The 17,859-nt window shown below is 68.1% G+C and carries 14 protein-coding genes; 7 read left to right on the top strand and 7 right to left on the bottom strand.

From position 1 onward, the window contains the following. Positions 1 to 57: 57 nt before the first annotated feature. The 7 genes from ACZ7M3_RS04180 to ACZ7M3_RS04150 all read left to right on the top strand — a co-directional run bounded on the left by ACZ7M3_RS04180 (position 58) and on the right by ACZ7M3_RS04150 (position 5,626). Entirely contained in the window at positions 58 to 522 is a 465-nt protein-coding gene (locus ACZ7M3_RS04180) for a hypothetical protein (protein WP_472060557.1), read from the top strand. Next, entirely contained in the window at positions 519 to 1,283 is a 765-nt protein-coding gene (locus ACZ7M3_RS04175; RefSeq protein WP_472060555.1) for a hypothetical protein, read from the top strand. Before ACZ7M3_RS04180 ends, ACZ7M3_RS04175 begins: the two co-directional genes overlap by 4 nt. Before the next feature lie 282 nt (positions 1,284 to 1,565). Then, the gene (locus ACZ7M3_RS04170) at positions 1,566 to 2,162 is read left to right on the top strand and encodes a hypothetical protein (protein ID WP_472060553.1); all 597 of its coding nucleotides are present in this window, start codon (positions 1,566 to 1,568) and stop codon (positions 2,160 to 2,162) included. Continuing rightward, the gene (locus ACZ7M3_RS04165; RefSeq protein ID WP_472060551.1) at positions 2,159 to 2,365 is read left to right on the top strand and encodes a hypothetical protein; all 207 of its coding nucleotides are present in this window, start codon (positions 2,159 to 2,161) and stop codon (positions 2,363 to 2,365) included. Before ACZ7M3_RS04170 ends, ACZ7M3_RS04165 begins: the two co-directional genes overlap by 4 nt. Beyond that, positions 2,365 to 3,642, top strand: coding sequence for a DNA cytosine methyltransferase (locus ACZ7M3_RS04160; protein WP_472060549.1), 1,278 nt, complete (start codon positions 2,365 to 2,367; stop codon positions 3,640 to 3,642). Before ACZ7M3_RS04165 ends, ACZ7M3_RS04160 begins: the two co-directional genes overlap by 1 nt. Then, positions 3,642 to 4,910 (top strand): DnaB-like helicase N-terminal domain-containing protein, encoded by a 1,269-nt coding sequence (locus ACZ7M3_RS04155; protein ID WP_472060547.1) that lies wholly within the window; start codon positions 3,642 to 3,644, stop codon positions 4,908 to 4,910. The genes ACZ7M3_RS04160 and ACZ7M3_RS04155 overlap by 1 nt, the downstream gene beginning before the upstream one ends. 317 nt (positions 4,911 to 5,227) lie before the next feature. Further along, positions 5,228 to 5,626: a hypothetical protein gene (locus tag ACZ7M3_RS04150; RefSeq protein ID WP_472060545.1), complete on the top strand. Its 399-nt coding sequence runs from the start codon at positions 5,228 to 5,230 to the stop codon at positions 5,624 to 5,626. Positions 5,627 to 5,727: 101 nt separating this feature from the next. Here ACZ7M3_RS04150 and ACZ7M3_RS04145 read toward each other — a convergent pair whose 3' ends face one another. The 7 genes from ACZ7M3_RS04145 to ACZ7M3_RS04115 form a co-directional block, all read right to left on the bottom strand. Continuing rightward, positions 5,728 to 8,235 carry an NACHT domain-containing protein gene (locus tag ACZ7M3_RS04145; protein WP_472060543.1) on the bottom strand — a complete coding sequence of 836 codons (2,508 nt, stop codon included), beginning with the start codon at positions 8,233 to 8,235 and terminating at the stop codon, positions 5,728 to 5,730. Next, positions 8,232 to 8,579, bottom strand: coding sequence for a hypothetical protein (locus tag ACZ7M3_RS04140; RefSeq protein ID WP_472060541.1), 348 nt, complete (start codon positions 8,577 to 8,579; stop codon positions 8,232 to 8,234). The genes ACZ7M3_RS04145 and ACZ7M3_RS04140 overlap by 4 nt, the downstream gene beginning before the upstream one ends. A gap of 143 nt (positions 8,580 to 8,722) precedes the next feature. Next, positions 8,723 to 9,298, bottom strand: coding sequence for a hypothetical protein (locus ACZ7M3_RS04135; RefSeq protein ID WP_472060539.1), 576 nt, complete (start codon positions 9,296 to 9,298; stop codon positions 8,723 to 8,725). Positions 9,299 to 9,705: 407 nt separating this feature from the next. Next, on the bottom strand, positions 9,706 to 13,959 hold the full coding sequence (locus ACZ7M3_RS04130; RefSeq protein WP_472060537.1) for a hypothetical protein: 4,254 nt from the start codon (positions 13,957 to 13,959) through the stop codon (positions 9,706 to 9,708). Positions 13,960 to 14,800: 841 nt separating this feature from the next. Then, positions 14,801 to 15,193 (bottom strand): hypothetical protein, encoded by a 393-nt coding sequence (locus ACZ7M3_RS04125; RefSeq protein ID WP_472060535.1) that lies wholly within the window; start codon positions 15,191 to 15,193, stop codon positions 14,801 to 14,803. Between the two features lie 16 nt (positions 15,194 to 15,209). Beyond that, positions 15,210 to 15,965: a transposase family protein gene (locus ACZ7M3_RS04120; RefSeq protein ID WP_472060534.1), complete on the bottom strand. Its 756-nt coding sequence runs from the start codon at positions 15,963 to 15,965 to the stop codon at positions 15,210 to 15,212. A 220-nt stretch (positions 15,966 to 16,185) separates the two neighbouring features. Continuing rightward, positions 16,186 to 17,733 carry a restriction endonuclease gene (locus ACZ7M3_RS04115; protein WP_472060533.1) on the bottom strand — a complete coding sequence of 516 codons (1,548 nt, stop codon included), beginning with the start codon at positions 17,731 to 17,733 and terminating at the stop codon, positions 16,186 to 16,188. Between the last annotated feature and the right edge of the window lie 126 nt (positions 17,734 to 17,859).

Genomic DNA, 17,859 nt, shown 5'->3' with positions numbered 1-17,859 from the left:
CTCAACTCGCTCACGGAGGCGCCCATTCACACCTACGAGCCCGCCGACCTGGACGACATGGAGCCGCACGAAGCCGTGGATGCCGTCATCGCCGACATGCGCGACCACCGCATCACCGGTGACGGAAGCGGCCTGTTCACCGCCACCCGGCACATCGGCCTGCTCTGCCATCTGGCCGCCCGCATGGCCGCCGACGCCGAGTACCAGCTCGCTCCGAACATCGCCAGCATCCCTCCGGCCGAGGCCCTAGGACAGACGACCGGGCACCTGGGACGGGCCATCGCCCACTACACCCAGGCCCTCGCCCCACTCGTCACCCTCGCCCAACCCGGCGGACAGACAACGCTCCACAAACAGCTCGACGCGATCGACCAGCACAGCCACCTGCGCGTCCACCTCGACGACGCCGGTCAGGACCTGGCAGCGGCCCGCGCCTGCCTTGGTGTGCCCCGCCGTCCCGCGACACCGAGCACGAGCGCCGGCGTCCCCGTGCCGGTTCCGGCCGTACGGCGCCGCGCATGACCACGCCGCCCACCGAATTCCTGCTGTTCGACGTGCCGCCACCGCTGACGCCCGTCGAGCGGCTGCTCAGCCTCGCCGATCAATACACCCGGCACAACGACGCGCTCGACCTCCTCCTTCGCGCTGCGACCGAGCCCGAGCCGCAGGCCCAGGTCGCTTCCGCGCAGCGCCTAGCGTCCGACACCCGCATCGCCGTCAAAGCCATCCACGATGAACGGATCTACGCGAGCACGGAGTTGACAGAGACCGTGGCGCGGCTGAAACAGCTCGCCTTTCTCAGCACCGCGTCAGCCGACTTGGGCGTCCAGGCGGCTCGTGAGCTGACCGCCCTGGCTCCCGAAGCCGCGGTCGGCTGCGCCGCAGCTCTCGCCGCAGAGACACGTCGACGTCACTGGTCGACCGCCATCGCACCGGATGAACGGCTCACAGCCACCCAGCGCACTGCCCTCGCGGAGATCGCCTGCGGGCATGTCGTGGCCAGCAGCTCCCTGGGTCGGGAGTTCACGCGCTCCCGGGAGCCCAAGGTCCTGATGAGCATGCTGCGGGCCCTGGAGTCGAAGGGCCTTGCCGAACGGACCCCGAACTCGGCTCTCGGTGCCTACATCGGCGGCCCGCCACAGGACCGCGTGCACCTCACACCAGCAGGCATCACGGCCCTCGCCTCCGTCATCGGACTACCCCCGGCAGGGCCAGGCACCGCCCCCAGCACGACGCCCCGTCCGATCCCCACCGCCACGCAGGCAACCACCCGAAGCCGCTGAATCGCCGTCCCCAGGAGCCATCCCATCTCCACGCCCCCGCTCGACCTGAATGAACAAGTCCGCCAACTCCGTCAACTAGCCCGAGACTTCGAAGCCCTCCGCGCACGCCTACGCGACGTCTCCTACGCCCCCGGCACGGACGCGCTGCGCCGAATCAGCCCTCTCCTGCTCAAGGCACAGAACCTCACGGCCAGCGCCCTACTGCGCCTGACCGCCTTCGACAACAGCACATACACCAACATCGCCAGCAGCCGCGCCGGGCTGGAGCTGCTGGCCTCGGTCGTGTCCGCTTCTTCGCTCGCCGGCAACGACATCGCCAACGCACTGTTCGCCAACCCGTACGAGGGCGCGCACTTCTCTGGCTACGTGGCCGACGACGAGGCGGTGCGCACCGCACGGCACGCCGAGGCCATTCCGCGTATGACCGGGCACCTCGACGATGCCGCCCACCAGCTCGACCTGGGCGCGACTGGGTGCCACTACCTCGCCCACGGCATCACCGAAGCCCTGGCATCCATGCAGGATCACACGGCAGCATCCGCACAGCAGACGACCGGCCTTGCACTCACCGCCGCCCAGTACGACGCCCTCAAGTCCCTCCTGGGAGGCGGACGGCTGTATGAGAGTTCACAACGTGGGCTGGGCGTCACCCGCGTCGCCACCGACGACGGCACCCGCGTCTCCATCGCCACCTACCGGGCTCTGGCCAAACGCGGACTCGTCACCACCGACACCAGCACCTCGCTGTACCACGGCCAGAAGATCACCGTCACCGAGGACGGGCACCGGGCCCTGACGCAGCCGCGTCACCGGGCCCCGCTGACGACCGCAGCGGCCACTGCGCCCAAGGCCGCCGTGGCGCAGGGAGCACGCCGGTGACGTCTTACGACGCCCCTGAACGCCTGCTGACCCTCGGCACCGCATACACCCGCCACCACGACGCACTCTCCGGCCGGCTGCACAGCGGCAACCGTGCCGTCGCGGTCGAGGAGATGGAGTACGGCGCGGTCGACAGCTGTTCTCCCTGGACCTGCCGGGGTGAAGTCCAGCCGGTGCAGAACAACTTCGGGATGGCTTCTTGATGCGGATCATCCTCGACCTGTTCGCCGGCCCCGGCGGCTGGAGCCACGCGCTCACCGTCCTCGGCGCGCGGGACATCGGCCTGGAATGGGACGAGCGGGCCTGCAAAACCCGTGCCCAGGCCGGGCAGTTGACGATCCGGACCGATGTCGCCCGCTATCCGGCGTGGATCTTCTCCGGCCGGATCCTCGGGCTGATCGCCTCCCCTCCCTGTCAGGCATGGAGCATGGCGGGCAAGCGCCTCGGTCTTGTCGACCAGCCGCTCGTCCACCAGGCCGTCGCCGACCTCGCCACCGGCCGTGACACCCGTGAGCAGCTGCTCGGCGCGTGCGCGGACGAACGGTCTCTCCTCGCGGCCGAACCCATGCGCTATCTGCACGCCCTCAACAGCGCGGGCGAGCCCGAGTGGGTGGTCATGGAGGAAGTCCCCGACGTCCTGCCGCTGTGGCGGCAGTACGCGGCCATCCTGCGGACCTGGGGATTCTCCGTCTGGGCTGGCATCCTCAATGCCGCCGACTACGGCGTCCCGCAAACCCGGAAGCGAGCGATCTTGCTCGCCTCCCGCGTACGCACCGCCCAGCCCCCGCCGCCCACCCACGCGACGGCCGCCGAGCCTGAGTCGCTGTTCGGACCCGGCCGTCACCGGTGGGTCTCCATGGCCGAAGCCCTGGGCTGGGGCGCCACTGACCGGCCCGTGCCCACCGTGTGCGCCGGCGGCGGACCGGGAGGCGGCCCCGAACCCTTCCCCTCCGGCTCACGTAAGACCCTGACCGACGCCCGCGCCCGCGGCGCCTGGACACCACATCCCGACTCCGAGATCGTCCTGGCCTCCCGCCGGGAGGGCTCCGGCTGGGCCGCCGGGCACGGTACCCGCGAGAACCGCCCCGCAGATGCTCCGGCCCCCACCTTCACCGCCGAGGCACACCGCTGGTCATGGTCACTGCGCAGCAACAACCAGTCCAACGCGACCGTGCGCCGCGCCGACGAGCCCGCGGGCACGCTGTTCTTCGGCCACCGGGCCAACGAGTGCACCTGGGTCGCCGACACCGCCACCGGCGTGCCGGACAGCGAGCACCGACCGGTGCCAGCCCCGATCAAGATCACCGCACAGGAAGCGGGCGTGCTCCAGAGCTTCCCCGCCGACTATCCCTGGCAGGGCAACAAAGGCCAAACGTTCTCGCAGATCGGCAACGCTGTCCCCCCGCGCTTGGCAGCACACCTGCTCGCCCCGAACCTCAACAAGCCCTTCAACCCCGACGACTTCACCCTCGCCGCCTGATGACCCACACCCCCGAACCCGACAAGGACAACGACCTCGACCTCGCGCCGGTGCCGAGGCCGGTCCACTATGCCGAGCAGGCCCTGCTCGGCGCCCTTCTCCTCGAACCTGCCCGTCTGGCCGACACCGAGCCGCTGATCGCCCACCACTTCGACAGCCACACCCATGCCGCGCTGTTCACCGCGATCCGCACCCTCCCACCGCCCGACCCCGCCGACCACGCAAAGGACACTGCCTGGCTCAACGCCGTGCTGGAGCACGCGCGTCCGCACGCTCCCGGCCTGAGCGCCTCCTACATTCACAGCCTGATCCAGTTCTGCCCGCAGCCCAAGCACGCTGCGGCGTACGCCAGGATGATCCGCGCCGACAACGCCCGCCGGGTCCTGCGCGGGCACGCCGAGCGCCTCGCGTCCACCGCGACCGACTCCGGCCTGCCCAACCCGGCCGCCTCGACGCTCGGCCTGGCTGATGACATCGGCCGCGTCCTGGACGCCCTTGCCGAACAGTTCGCCCCGCACCCCGGCTCCTTCCCCCGCACAGCACTCCCGGCGGATGTCCCGCAGCAGACCGGCGAGGAGGACCTCGACGAAGAGCGCCTGCTGTTGGCGACCGCCACCGCCTATCCGGCGGAGGTCCGCCAGATGCGGTGGCTGACCGAGGCGGACTTCCTTCTGCCACTACACGCCGCGCTCTGGCAGTCCATCACGGCGCTGGTCCACCGCGGCGACATGGTCGACCCGGTCACCGTCCTCGGTGAGGCCCAGCACCGCGGTCTCCTCACCGGCTCCCTCGCCCCCAAGGACGTGATGGCGCTGGTCTCCACACCCGCCGGCTCCCCCGAGTACTGGGGCGAGAAGATCGTCAAACGGGCCCTCCTCGCCCGCGCCCAGACAGTCGCGGCACGGATCACCGCCTACACCGACGACCCCGCCAACACCCCCCATCAGCTCATCACCGGCAGCCGCCGCGCCCTGGCCGACCTCAACGCCCTGCGCACCCGCTGGATGTGCGCCACCGCGACCCCGCCCGCTCCCGCGGGAAGCATGCCGGCACTCCGCGGGCAACCGCCCCGCGCGACCGGGCCACCGCCCCAGCCCGCGCGCCCACCGATGACCCTCCGCCGTCGGGCCCGGCCGCCCCTCGGCCGGGCCCGGACCAGAAACAAGCCCGCCTTTTATGCCCGGTATTCCTCCCGACGCCCCCGTCCGCCTCGACGCCCGGGTCTTCCTCGACGCCCCTCCCGCCCACCCAACCGCCCGCACGCCTGACCGGCAGTCAGTACCGCACCGCCCAGGCCCTCCTGACCGCGCACGGCTTCGACTCCCCCGACGAGCGCACCATGGTCCCGGCCCGGATCGACCGCGAGGAGCCGCACTGGCCCAGAAGGCCACCCATGCCCTGCACGCCGAGGGCATCACCGCCGAGATCCCCCCGGCCTGCAGGAAGTCATCGACGAGGAAAGGAAGATCGCCCGCAAGGGGGGCGGGGTGGTGCTGCTGGGCGGCACGCTGATCCGGACCGTCGGCGCTCCGGCAAAGAGAACCGGAAGAACTACTTCGGCAAGAGCAAATGCCATGGCCCGCTCTTGATCGCGCTCACCGACGATCGCGGCCGACTGCTCTGGGGCTCGGCGGCCCGGCCCGAACAGACCTCGGAGATCATCGCCTGTCGACACGACCAGCTCACCGTCAAGCTGTGGGCGGCCAGTCTCGGGGCGATCGCCAACCTGGGCTTCGTCGGGCTCGACGGCAGCGGCCCCGACACCGGCCCCGGAGTGATCACCGGTTACAAGGCCGCCCGCAACCGGCCCCTGACACGAGGACAGAAGCTGTCGAACACCGCACTGGCCGTGGGGCGGACACCGGTTGGCTTCGCCCACCTCAAAAACTGGCGCGTGCTCGGCAAAGTCCGCACCGACGCGACCTTGGCGACCGCCCTGGTCAGGGCCTTGTTCCCCCTCACCAACCGCGAAGTGTCCCGGTGACCGACGATCTTCACCGAAGTCATCCACCCACGACCAGCACGGACAACACGAAGCCCGCGCTCACAGGACCCGTGACCAGCAACTTCACGATGCACAGTGCTCTATGGGAGACCCGTGCGTATGGTTCGCGGCCCACGCTCGGTGAGGTGGAGGCGGTGGAGGTCTTCGTGGAGCCAGGCGTAGGCGTAGTCGGTCGCGGGGGCGTCGCCGAAGATCTCCGGTTCGCTCAGGACCGGCGTACTCGGGCGCGCCCAGGGGGACCTCGTCGGACGGGATCCGCGTGCGGTTGCACGCACGGGTTCGTACAGGGCGTCCTTTGCCGGGACGAGCCGGACGGTGACCGAGCTGCTGGGTGAGGGGTAGAGGGAAAGCCTCAAGCCGGGCGGCTCGTACGCGTCTTTGCCGCCGGGCGGAGCCGTGTACAGCTCGCCGGTCAGTGCGGTGGGGAGGGCGCTGGCCAAGCCGAGGACGGGCTTGAGGTGAGGGAACCACGTGTCGACGAGTGCAGTGTAGATCTCTACTGCGGCGGTGAGGACTTGCTCGGTGCGCAGCCTGAGCTGCTCTGGGCTGTAAGCGTCCCAGACCCAGTACCTTGGGCGGATGAGTTCTTGGTCGGGAACGGCATACGGGGAGTGCAGCAGGCCGTCGGCGTCAGCCCAGCGGCCCCGGGCCAGTTCCTCCTCGAGGCGCAGCAGCTCCGCCTGATAACCGGTGAACCGTGTGCCGAAGCCGCTCCTCACCGGCAGACTCCCCGGCTCGCCGTAGAGGTGATGGTGCAGTAGCTGGTGTACGTCTTCGGCGCGCAGCGGGGTGAAACGACGAGAGGGTAGTCTCATGAGATCCGCGGCCGCCAGCCACAGGCGCTCCTTGGTGTAGGCGTCGCAGTCGGCCAGGTCGAAGTCCTTGCGGGCACACATGGTGTGCAGGCGTGAGGCAACCAGCTTCAGCGTCTTCTGCCAGGGCCAGGCGGCATACTCCACGGCGGCGGATCCGAATAGCGCCGTCACAGGGCGCACACCCCGCGGTTCTGTCCACCGGTGCGCAGCGGGGATTGCGAGCCCTGGGGTGTGGTCACCGTCGCGTCGCAGGATGTGCAGTCCCAGCCTATTTCCCTCAAGGAACGCATCGACGGTGACCGGGCCGTTCCTCCCCATGGAGAAAAAGATGCGGTCTCCTGCTGGGCTGAGCGCTGCCTGCCAGGCATCGAGGGTCTCTTGTAGGCGCTGGCTTACCACGTCCGCCGGCAGATCCGGCCAAGGACCCACCTCCTCGAACTCAGCCTGCGGGATGGCCTCGTGGACGGCCCAGGCGACGACGCCGGGATGGGCACGCAGCAGCGGATCCAGCACTGTACGGGCTGGCTCCCAGCCAGAGGAGGCGATTGCCATCGCCAGCCCGTAGCGCCAGCGGTCCAGCAGCTCCACGCTCTGCACCACCTCCGCCAGCACTCCGTTGGCCAGCAATGCCTGACCGGCGAAGTACTGTTCGAGCACGGGCAGAGCGAAGGCCAGATGCCGGTCTCCGCGGCGCACCACCAGCCGGGTGTCCAGCAGCACTTGTACTTCGCCGGGGCTGCCCACATCCGCGGTCGCCCCCACTCCTCCAGCGCTGACACACACCGCGGCGAGTCGCCGCAACAGCCGCTCGGCGCGTTCTTCCTTGACGCTTTCGACATCGCGCAGAGCCCGGGTGACCAACGCGTCCAGGAAGGCCACCGGACTGTTCGGCAGACGCTCATGATCACGCTGGATCTGGGCTGCGATGATGACGAACAGCGGCTGGCGCAGCACGCTGCGCACCATGCCGGATTGGCTGTGCACCGCAGTGCCGTTACCGCCGAGCCGGTCCATCATCGCGGCCGCTTCGTCTGCCGACAACTCCGGCATCGGCCTGCGCAGCTTCTCGTCCACCTCCAGACCGGGACGGGCCGTAGCCAGGATGCGCCACCGCGCACCTGCCGGGGAAAGCGTCCAACTGCATGCCTGGTCCAGCAGTTCCTTGCCGCGGATCGGCCCGGGCTCTTCCAGCCCGTCCACGATCAGCCGTACCCCACGCACGGCGGGATCCCCGAGGACGCCTGCGGCGCGGGTGGCCGCGTCGATCAGGCTGCCCTGGACGTCTTGCGCGGCAAGACGGACAGGAATGGGGGCTTGCGCGTCAGCACGTGCGGCAGCGATGTCACGCTGGTGCTGGCGTTCAGCGGCGAGCGACTTGCCCGCCCCGAACACGCCCTCCAGGACCACCACTCCGTGTTCCGGCAATGCAGTCACCGCATCCGGCAAGGCTCCCACCTGAGGAGTGTCGGCGAGTTCGGCCGCGACCGTGGCCGATACACCAGCCGCGTGCCAGCGTTCCACCATGCGGATCCTGCAACTGGCGTCAAGGTCGTCCAAGGAGGCCGCGCCCACGACTCGTTCACCGGTCCCGGCCTGGAGCACAACAACGGTGTTGCCTTGGCCACCTACGACGGTTTCGGCGGAGCCACCGATGGCAATCGCTCCGTCACCCGGAGCCGACACCGTGCCGGGCACAATAGGCTCATCCTCTGCACGGTGAGTCGATTTGTTGTGCCGCCCGATGCTGAGGCGCTGCCACCAGGTGACGGTCATGTGCTGTTGCCGTCGCCCGTGACCGCCTCTCCAATGGAGCCGCCCGCGGCCACCGACTTGGTACCGGATGCTTCCGCCCGGCCACCCGGTGCTGGCGATCCTGGCGCAGGAGTTGGGATACCCCCGGTGCGCTGATTGTTGCTGCCCGTCACGGCCCTGCCGATACTGCCGCCGGCGGCGACGGACCCCGCTCCCGACGCGGTGACCTGGCTGGTGGTCTGGGCGGATTGGAGCACCAGAGCGCGCACGGCGAACACCGTCATGACAAGCGTGACGGTATCGGCGGCCAGGCCCGCCACGATGCCCGCCGTACTGAGATCCTTCAACCACAGCAACAGCGTCACTCCTGCACAAGTGAGGCCGGCTGCTGCTGCCACTGCCCACACCACGCCCCTGCGCCAGCCGGTCATCACGACAACGCCTCCTGCTCGTCCTTGTCTTGCGGCACCCTAACCGAAGGACGGTGAAGTACGGGGCGCGTGCGTTTTCAGTCTGCTGCGGATGCCGCGTCGCCCAGTGCACCACGTGCCCAGAAGCCCAGCGGGCTCGCACCGGCTACGGACTGGGAGAACGGAATCCAGCGCTGGCCACTCCCGCAGTGGTCTTCGTAGATCCCGGCGTCATAGGCCTCGTTCGTCACCAGAGCCACCACACCGACCGCGTCTCCCGCATACGCATCGTGGAGAGCTGTTGTCTCGGCATGAGCCCGGATGGTTTTCACGAAGGACGGGCTGGAGATGCGGGAACCGTCGTATTCACCGAATCCCGCGTGCAGGACAAGGCGCAACTGCGGCAGGAGATAGCCATCCTTGCGCGTGGCATTGGCCCAGTCCGCAGCCATTATGCGATCCAGTTCGGACAGCAGGAAGGCTCCCACCGTGCGCATGTCCGCTGCCCCGGTGAACAGAAGCAGGTTCTCGCCGCTGTCCTGTTCCTCTCCATAGGCCACCAGCCCCTGAGCACCAACCTGGTGCAGTGCCTGTTCCACGTAGGACTGCACAAGACGCCGACCGGGATGCACCGAGACAGCCTGCCCAACCCAGTTGACCAGGCCGATCAGCACAGGGAACGACGACCTTCACCTTGGCGGCGGGAACGCCCCGGGTCTCCTCGTCCGTAGGCATCGAACCCGCCGGGCCGCCTCCACCACCGAAAATCAGATAGTGATGGATGATGTTGTTATCGCCAGTCACGGCAATCTCTACGTCGCCGCCGACTGCGATTGCCCGCTCGCCCGACGCCCCAACCGAAGGGGGTACCGCCGGGACAGAGTTCGACTCCGACACGACCACATCTCTCCCTACCTGTTATACGGCCCCCGTACGATGGCAGCAAAAGGCGGACTGTGCGTACGCTCGGCCAGCGTAGGGCCTGCGCCGTGAGCGGCTTCGTGTCTCGATCAACTCATGTGCGTGGTCGAAGGCCAGCAGGTCACACCTGCCATCGTGGTGCGGTCTCAGCCGGTCCATCTCATCGGTGTGGGTTGGTCATTGAAGCGTCGAGCGCTCGGTGTGGCCCGCTCTGCGATGCTGGGTGCTCCCTCTCTTGTAGCAGCGGCCCCAGTACGGCTGGCAGAGCCTGGGACGCTGTCCGGCGGACCCCCTCCAAACAGGTGCTCCACGGGGCAAGACTCAGTGCTTCGACTGCGGCTTCACGGCCTGCGGGGCAGTCCCCCCATCCTTCGGCCGCGGCGGCCCGAAGTCGGCCTCGCTGGCGTTCCGTCCAGTCTTCCGTCAACTCCAAGGTGGCTGTCAGCAAGGCACCAGCCTCGTTGGTGAACTCGTCGGCGCGGTGTTGGGCGCCGTGTCGACGGGCGGTCGCCCCGATGGCGCACAGTGCGCGCACCTGGTCCGCGGGGTCCCAGAGGGCGCGGGCGGCAACAGCGGCTTCAGCGTACTGTCGCTTCGCCGCCGCGAGGTCCACGACGTTGAGCAGAGGGAACTTGCGCTGCTCAACGGGGTGTTCCGCGGCGCACAGGTCGATGGCCATGAGGAAGTCTCCGCGCCGAGCGGCCCAGCAGGCGACTTCATCAAGCACCCGCTCTCGCTGGAGCCCTTGCGGCAGGCTCCATGCCAGTTCGCGACCTACCGCGTAATGCCCAAAAGCCGCAAGAGCCTCGGCCAACGCGGCAGCGGCCTCATCCTTGCTGGGACTGTCATCCGGCAGTGCGCTGAGCAGAGACCAGGCCCGGTCGCGCTGGTCAGTCCAGGCCAGAGCAGCCACGACGGAGGCGAGGTCCTGCCAGTGATCTTGCACATTCGTGCTCTGTTCTGCAAGGAAAGCCGCCTCAGCGGTCATGTCCTCGTCGTCCGGGGTGTTGCCGGAATCCGCCGTCAATCCAGCGGCACTGCCACACAAAGCGCCACGCTCCGAATGTCGCCCAGGGTCTGCGATGTGCTGGCTAAGGGCAGCGGCGAGACCGGTGTGGCCATGGCGGAGCAGCAGTCCCACCTGTTCCAACAGCGCGTGGTCGGTCCAATCCGGGCTGATCAGAACGTCGGCCAAGGCGTGGGCATGACGGGCCAGGACCGAGTTCCGTACGATGCCGTCCGCCCTGGCCAGGGACTTCGCGGTCAACGCCAGTGCCTCCGCCTGGTCAGCCGCCCGTGGCAGGAGATCAAGGGCAGCCAGTGCGCGGGAAGTTGATCCGGCTTTCGCCCATACGGTGGCGATCGGCGCGGCAAGGCGCGCAGCACGTGGAAACGTCGCCAAGTGGCCCACAAGAGAGAGTGCTTTGTCATCCTCCCCACGCTCGGCGAGACCTCCCGCGATGGCCGCGAGGACCTCCGCCCGGGTCCAGTTCTGCTCAACGGTGTCGGCTACGGCGTCCGCCGCGTCGTCCTGCCCGTCCTTGGTGAAAGCCTTGGCAAGTGCGGCAAGGGCCGCTACGCGGTGATCGCTTGACACGAGGCTCCCTGGCGGTAGACCGCTCTCGATCTCTCGCATCTCCTGGATCAGGCTGGCCGCCACGCCCATGGAACCACCCCGGGCCGCCGCCGCTGCCACCCAGCCGAGCGCTTGTGTCCGGCGCCAGGGATCCTCGATCTCGCGGGCGATGTCCGCGCCCTGGTCAGGCTTGTCGGAAACTGCCGCGCCGACGGCCGCTTTCCTGAGAGCCATGGCCTGCCCGTCCGGCTCGTCAATCTTCCGGGCGGCCTCAACGGCAAGGCCCGGAGCGCCCGCCCGGGCAAGGACCACGGCCAGTTCGGCGACGTGATGGACGTCGCCCCATCCGGTGTTCCTCCGGGTCGCGTCCGAGGCTTCCTGCGCCAGGACCTGTGCCCGCGCACGGTCTCCGGCCGCGAGGTGGGCGGCCGCCAGGTACGCCAACGCCCGGCTCCGGCTGCGGGGAGAGCTCAAGCTGTGGGCCAGTTCAGTGGCCCACTCGAGATCGTCCGACATCTCTGCCAGTCCCCTCACCATGTCCGCCGCAGCCTCTTCCCGTGCCGCTGTCGCCGTAAGGGGAGCCAGCAATTCGACAGCCGACTTGTACTGTTGGGCCAGAGCCAGAGCGAGTGCGGCCATCGTGAGACCGTCGGCGCGCTGGTTGTCCGCGGTCACCTCATCCGCGAGGGCTGCGGCCTCGTGGGCCAGGTCCGCTGCTTCGCCGACCTCGCCGGAGGTGACCAGCAACGCTGCGACGCGAGCCAGGGATGTCATTCGCTTGTACGGGTCGGAGAGCGATCGGCAGATCTCGCCTGCCCGACTCGGTTCACCGGCATAAGCGAGGGCGAGAGCAGCTGGGACCAGGGCACGCTCTCCTCCCTCGGCGAGGGCTTCGGCGAGGGCTTCCTCGGCCACGACGAGCGCATCGGTATGCCCGTCCTCGACCATCGCCGAGGCGGCGTTTGCCAGCAACTCAGCCCGCAGGCCGCGGTTACGTACCGTCCGGATGACCGCCACAGCCTGTGGGCAGTCGCTGTCCAGGATCATGGCCTGCGCCGCTATGACCGGCACTGTGTCGGGGAGCGAGGCGGCGGCCGAACGAGCGAGTATCTCCGCCGTACCGCGCTGCCCCGCGTACAGGGCGGCTGTGGCCCCTGACGCCAGCACCTCGTTCTGCCCTTGCTGGGGCACCTGCGCACACGCCATGTTGTACGCCCGGTTCGTGGAACCGACTACGGCCAGCATGACCACCGCATACGTCGCGGCCTCCGTACGCCCCTGTCCGACTACAGCATCGGCCAGTTGGGCTGCCTCGTCGGCCACTTCCGTCGCACGCTGCAGCTCACCGTTCGCGACCAGCACCCGGACTACTTCCACGAGGGCTCTCAGACAGGCCACTTCACTCTGCCGGGCTCGAGCCAGGCTGACAGCGCGCCGGACCCGCCCCAGGCCCGCCCACACCGCGATCAAGGCGTCCGGGAGACTCTCGCTGCGCGAAAGCAGGGCGTCGCGCCGCACGGCGAGCACGAATGCATCAGCAACATCGGCAGGATCCCCGCCGCCCCCGGCCACAAGGCCCTCGAACGCCGCGGACAGCTCGGCCAGCCCATCCAGATCGGAACCGGACCGCTGCCACAGCCGCGTGTGACGGTGAGCGTCACCGGCCAGTCGAACAAGACGTCGCGTATCGCCCTGTGCGCGCAGCAGTTGGCCGTAGCCGCGGAGTAGATACTCCGGTGTGTGGGGCGGCCAGCGCCGCGCTTGGAAGTTGTCCGCCCACTCATGCAGACGCTCGCGGTTCGCCGCCAGCTCCTCTTCGGTGAGCAGTTCGACCGCGCTGCGCCGGATCTCCTCATGGGCCAGTACGTAGACACCGGAAGCGGACGCACCGGCGTCCTGGGAGGACCAGTGCGGCGTGCGGACGCGGAAGGCCCGCCCGGTAACGGTGCTCAATTCCTTTTCAACCAACCGGGGACGAGTGTCTGCCAGGCGGGCGAGGTTCGCCGCCGTCAGGCCGCCACCGGCCGCCGTCACCAGCCCCAGCAGTTGCCGTGCGAGACCGCCGGCCTGCAGCATCCGCATGAGACTGTCCTCCGCCTCCCGTCGCACGACTTCCGCGTACGGCGACGGTCCCAGCCATCGGTCGATGGCAGCACTTCTCAGCGGGTGCGCGGGGTACACATCGTCCGGGATGGGAGGATGCGGCCGCCCGGCTACCATCACCCGCATTCCGTGCCTGGGCGAGCGCGGGAGTAGCGCGGCGACGCTGTGGCTTCCGGGGCCCGCGAGCACCCCGCAGTCCTCGTCCAGACCGTCGACGATTAGCACCAGTCGTCGGCCGCGGCTCTCACACAGGGCTGCCGCCCGGTCCATCGCGGAGAGCAGGCTCTCCTCGCGCGTGTGCTCGGTGACCGCTGGTTCCTCCTCACCCAGCAGTGCGTAGAACTGCCGGTGGACCACCTCGCAGTAGGCGTCACGGTCGTTTTGCCGGTTCAAGCGCGATGTGATGAAGAAGGACACGACGTCGACCCCGGTAGGAGGCTCCATTACGAACTGGGCCATGAGAGCCGTCTTTCCGGCCCATGCGGGGGCGAGCCACCTCCAGTACGCACCCTCGGCGCTATCGGCATCTTCCCGCGTGGTGCAGAACTCCGCCATCAGTGCCAGTTCTTGAGACCGTCCGCGAAACTCGGCGGCGGCCAGGGACTCCACTTGGTAGCGGTAGTTGGACGTCGCGACTCGCTGTGGGGAGGCGACGAACTGGAACTGATTGCCGTCGCCCGTGACGACCAGACCGATGTCCCCCGCCGCCACCACAGATCGGGCACCGGTCGCCATAGGCATGCCCTCCAGGGGCAGCGACTGCTGTCGCCGTGGACGGCCCCACCGCTTACCCAACGTGCCGGGCCTCCCCCACATCCCTCGGAGCTCCGTGCCCACGCCTCACTGGATCCCGCACAGAAGATCCTGATACATCGTCTCGACGAGTCTAGTCCCGCGAAATCACACGGCTTCCCGGATACAGTCGAGGACTTCAGGGCCCGGGGCCCAATGGAGCCACCCCCGTAGTGCCTGCCTTCACAACCACCAGGGACATGGCACAGCCCGTCCAGACCACGGGACCCCCGTGGGACGAATGGCCCGCAGCGCACCCGATTGGGCGCCAACTCCCTCTATGTCAGGCTGTGTTGACAACGCCCCGCCTCACCACTCACGCACCGACCCGGCCATCGACTCTCCAGCACCCGCGAGGTCCTGCAAATACGCCGCTCACTGCGACAGGCCGACACGCGGGGATGTTCGTCAGCTCTTTCGCGGTCAACCTGCGCTCCGTCTTCCAGCATTCCGGGGAGCGCAGACCACCTCGCCGCGGTCCGCACCGAACCGTGCTGGACCATCTCCCCGACGAGCAGCGAGGGTTCGTGAGCCTTTTCCAACCTCAGGTTGAGGGTGGTGAAGGACGAAAACGGTCGTCACGATGTCGGTGATCCAGTTGGTGCTGTAGCGGAGCTTTCGCGGGAGGCGCCAGCTTTTTTGAAGGTGGCCATGGCCTGCTCGCCGATGCATCGGATCTTGGCGTGACTGCTGTGCGGAGGCGTACATGCCGCGCGCCCGCGCCCGCGCGGAGACGACAGAGCCGTTCCCGGTGACACGCACCGGGGACCCCTTGCCCGTTCGTTCAGGAAGCCCGGATCGCCTGGTCGATCTCCGCGCCGGTACGGGCCACGACGACGGGCCATTCGTCCCTGAGGGAGGCGGGCAGAAGCTCGCGGTCCTCGTCCCGCTGAATCATGATCGGCCCGCCCGGGACGACGAGCACGGCATCCAGTCGGCGCAGCAGGACGGCGAGGAGGTCTATGACCCCGTCCCCTCTGAAGCGGTTGAAGGTGATACCGGTCGGGCTGTTGAAGTACACGCCCGCCTCCTCCCCCTCCGCCGTACTCACCAGCAGGAAGTCCGTCTCGGGGTCCCGCGCCACCGCATAGGGGTCGAGGACCCCGTGCGCGGCACTCATGTCCAGCGGTGCCGGCTCACCGTTCTTGAACCGGCACACGAAGATGTCAAAACTCATGGAGTCTTTTCTAACCTCAGGTTGAGGCGTGGTGAAGGACGACGACGGCCTTCACAATGTCGGTGATCCGGTTGGTGCTGCAGCGGAGCTTCCGCAGAAGGCGCCAGCCCTTCAGGGTGGCCATGGCCTGCTCGCCGAGACAGCGGATCTTGGCGTGGGTGCTGTTGTGCCGCCGCTTCCAGGGTATGAGCCGACGGCCCCTGAACGGCACCCGGACGGGGCGCCCGGCGCCCTGGTAAGCCTTGTCCGCCCAGCACTTCACGTCGGCCTCGGCGAGTGCGTCGATGATGCCGTGGCGCCGCGCGGCGGTCAGGTCATGGGTCGATCCGGGCAATGCCGGCGAGGCCCACAGCAGTCGGCCGAACGGGTCGGTGAGGACCTGGACGTTCATGCCGTGACGCTTGTGTTTTCCGGAGTAGTACGGGGTGTCGGCGGCAATCCGGTCGATCGGCAGCAGGGTACCGTCCAGGATCACGAAGACTTTCGCCCGTACGGTCTTCATCGCCTCGGGCAGGGTCGGCGCGGCGGCGGCCAGGACGTCGATCACCTCACGTATGTATCGGTACACGGTCGCGACGCCGATGCCGAACCCGGCGGCGAGCCGCGCGTAGGTGTCCCCGCACCGCAGGTGAGCGAGGACGAGCAGGGCCTGACGGCCGACAGGCAGCCGTCGCCACCGGGTCCCGATCTCTCGCTGCCGAACACGGAGCCGCGTGGTCAGGTAACGCAGGGTGCCGCTGGACAGATCGATCGACGAGGGATAGACAAGCACGCGGAGCTCCTGGCGAACACGGGTGATCTTGGTCGAGAACCGGTTTACCAGGAGCTTCGTCGTTCCGTACAGCTGGCAACCTCCAACACCTCACCGCCGCAGTCAGGTTGGAAAAGGCTCAATGAGAAGGAGGCAACTTTCGGCCGTCTCTATGCGCAGGTTGACGAACTCAAACATATCGCCATACATGGACGAAGCTGTTTCGCCGCTAACTCGCTTACTATCCCATGCACAGTATTCTGAAATCATCGCCCGGCACGCCGCGATCACCCTCACTCAGGGCAGACCATTCGTCATCGGTGAGATAGCCGACGGCAGCCAGTTCCAACAGCGTACGAGAGAGTGCTCCACTGCATCCGATCCGGCGGGCATCCATTGCTGCATGGATCACGGCCTGCACGCGGGCCGGGGCAGTGGTATAGCGCTCCATGAGAGCGAAAGCGGCAGAGAGGTACTGGACAATCCGTCCGTCGCTGGCTTGGTGAAGTGCCTCTGCCAACCGCCGGTCCCCGTGTGCTGCTCTGCGTGCTTCCAACAGAGCTGGCTCATCGAACGAACGGGGGACGAGGATACTGTGGCCGGCAAGCAGCAGGCGGGCCTCTCGGTGCCGATCCGGTGCTCCTGAAGCGGGGGGCAGGGTTAGCCGTTCCCAGTGCTCCGGCCAGGCTGTTCCCAAGACCACGACCGGGCCCCGGGTGGGATCTTTGAGTAGCTCCCGCAGCGCCGCGGCCGCCTGCTCGCCCAGCTGAGGCGACGCCAGGTAGGGCTCGATTTCGTCGAGCCAGACCACCGTCCGCGGCCCGACGGACGGCATGCCATTGAGGAGTGCCTCTGCTGGGCTTGGAGCAATCGGATACCAGAGTCGCCAGTCGCCCGGTAGCGCCTGGATAGCCTCCCAGCATGCTCGTGTCTTGCCGGTGGAAGAGTCGCCAACAAGTACGGCCAGAGCGCTCTGTTCGGCGGTTGCCCGTGTGACGAGCTGGCCCACCCGCATGTCGTGTTCCCGGCTAATGTAGGCCGGCAGCGGGGGCAGCCGGTCACCGGGATCCCTCTCTTCGGCCTCGATGACACGGTGCACCTCCAGAGCGAACGGATCGGTGAAGTCCCGGATCGGCGAGCCCACCACGGTATGGGGCAGCCTGGCGGGATCCGGACCGTCTGCGCAGAACCCGTCTGCCGTCGCCCGCCCGAAGAAGCGGTCAACCAAGGCACGTTGTGGGAAGAGCAGGTCCGAGAGCTGCTGCCGGCCCCAGAGTTCAATGTCGAGGGGGTGATAGTCCTTACGCAGTTGATGGAGCCGATCCTCCACCGCAGTGTCACCGGTATAGGCAGTGGTGACCAGCACGAAGCGCGTGGCGTCGAAGGGGCGGGTTCCTTCGACATACATCCGAACCGCATCCGAGAGGGCATCGGCGGTGAAACTCTGCCGGCGCTTAGCCTGATAGACGGTCAGGCTGCCATCGTCGAAGTACCCCACGACATCGATGCCGTGCTGCTTCTGCCCGTTCCTGCCGTACAACCTGGACCGGACTGCACCCTCAACCTCACGAGCCAACGCCACAACCAGATGCTCGAGGCTCTCCCAGGACAACTGCTCTACCTGAAGGTGCAGCGGGGCTGTCACCGTGAGCGGCGGAGGAAGATCTGGAGGTGGAGCCACGAGCCTGTGACCAGCATCGATCTCTTCCCAGAGTTGTTCCAGGTCCTCTCCCCCCGAGGCGGCTGCGGGAATCGGCTCGGGGGGATCGTGCTGCGGCTTCGTCGTCATGCGGCCATCATGCATTCAGCCGCTGACAATGGGCCCAGCTCCACGATTGGACGGCCGATAGCCCTCGTATATACGCCAGTTGAACACCCCTGCTGGGTACACCCGCCGAACCAGATGCCCGCACGA

Source organism: Streptomyces sp. NPDC111656 (assembly GCF_055656965.1).
The sequence above is the reverse complement of the archived record's forward strand: the minus strand, read 5'-3'. Positions and strand labels throughout refer to the sequence as shown.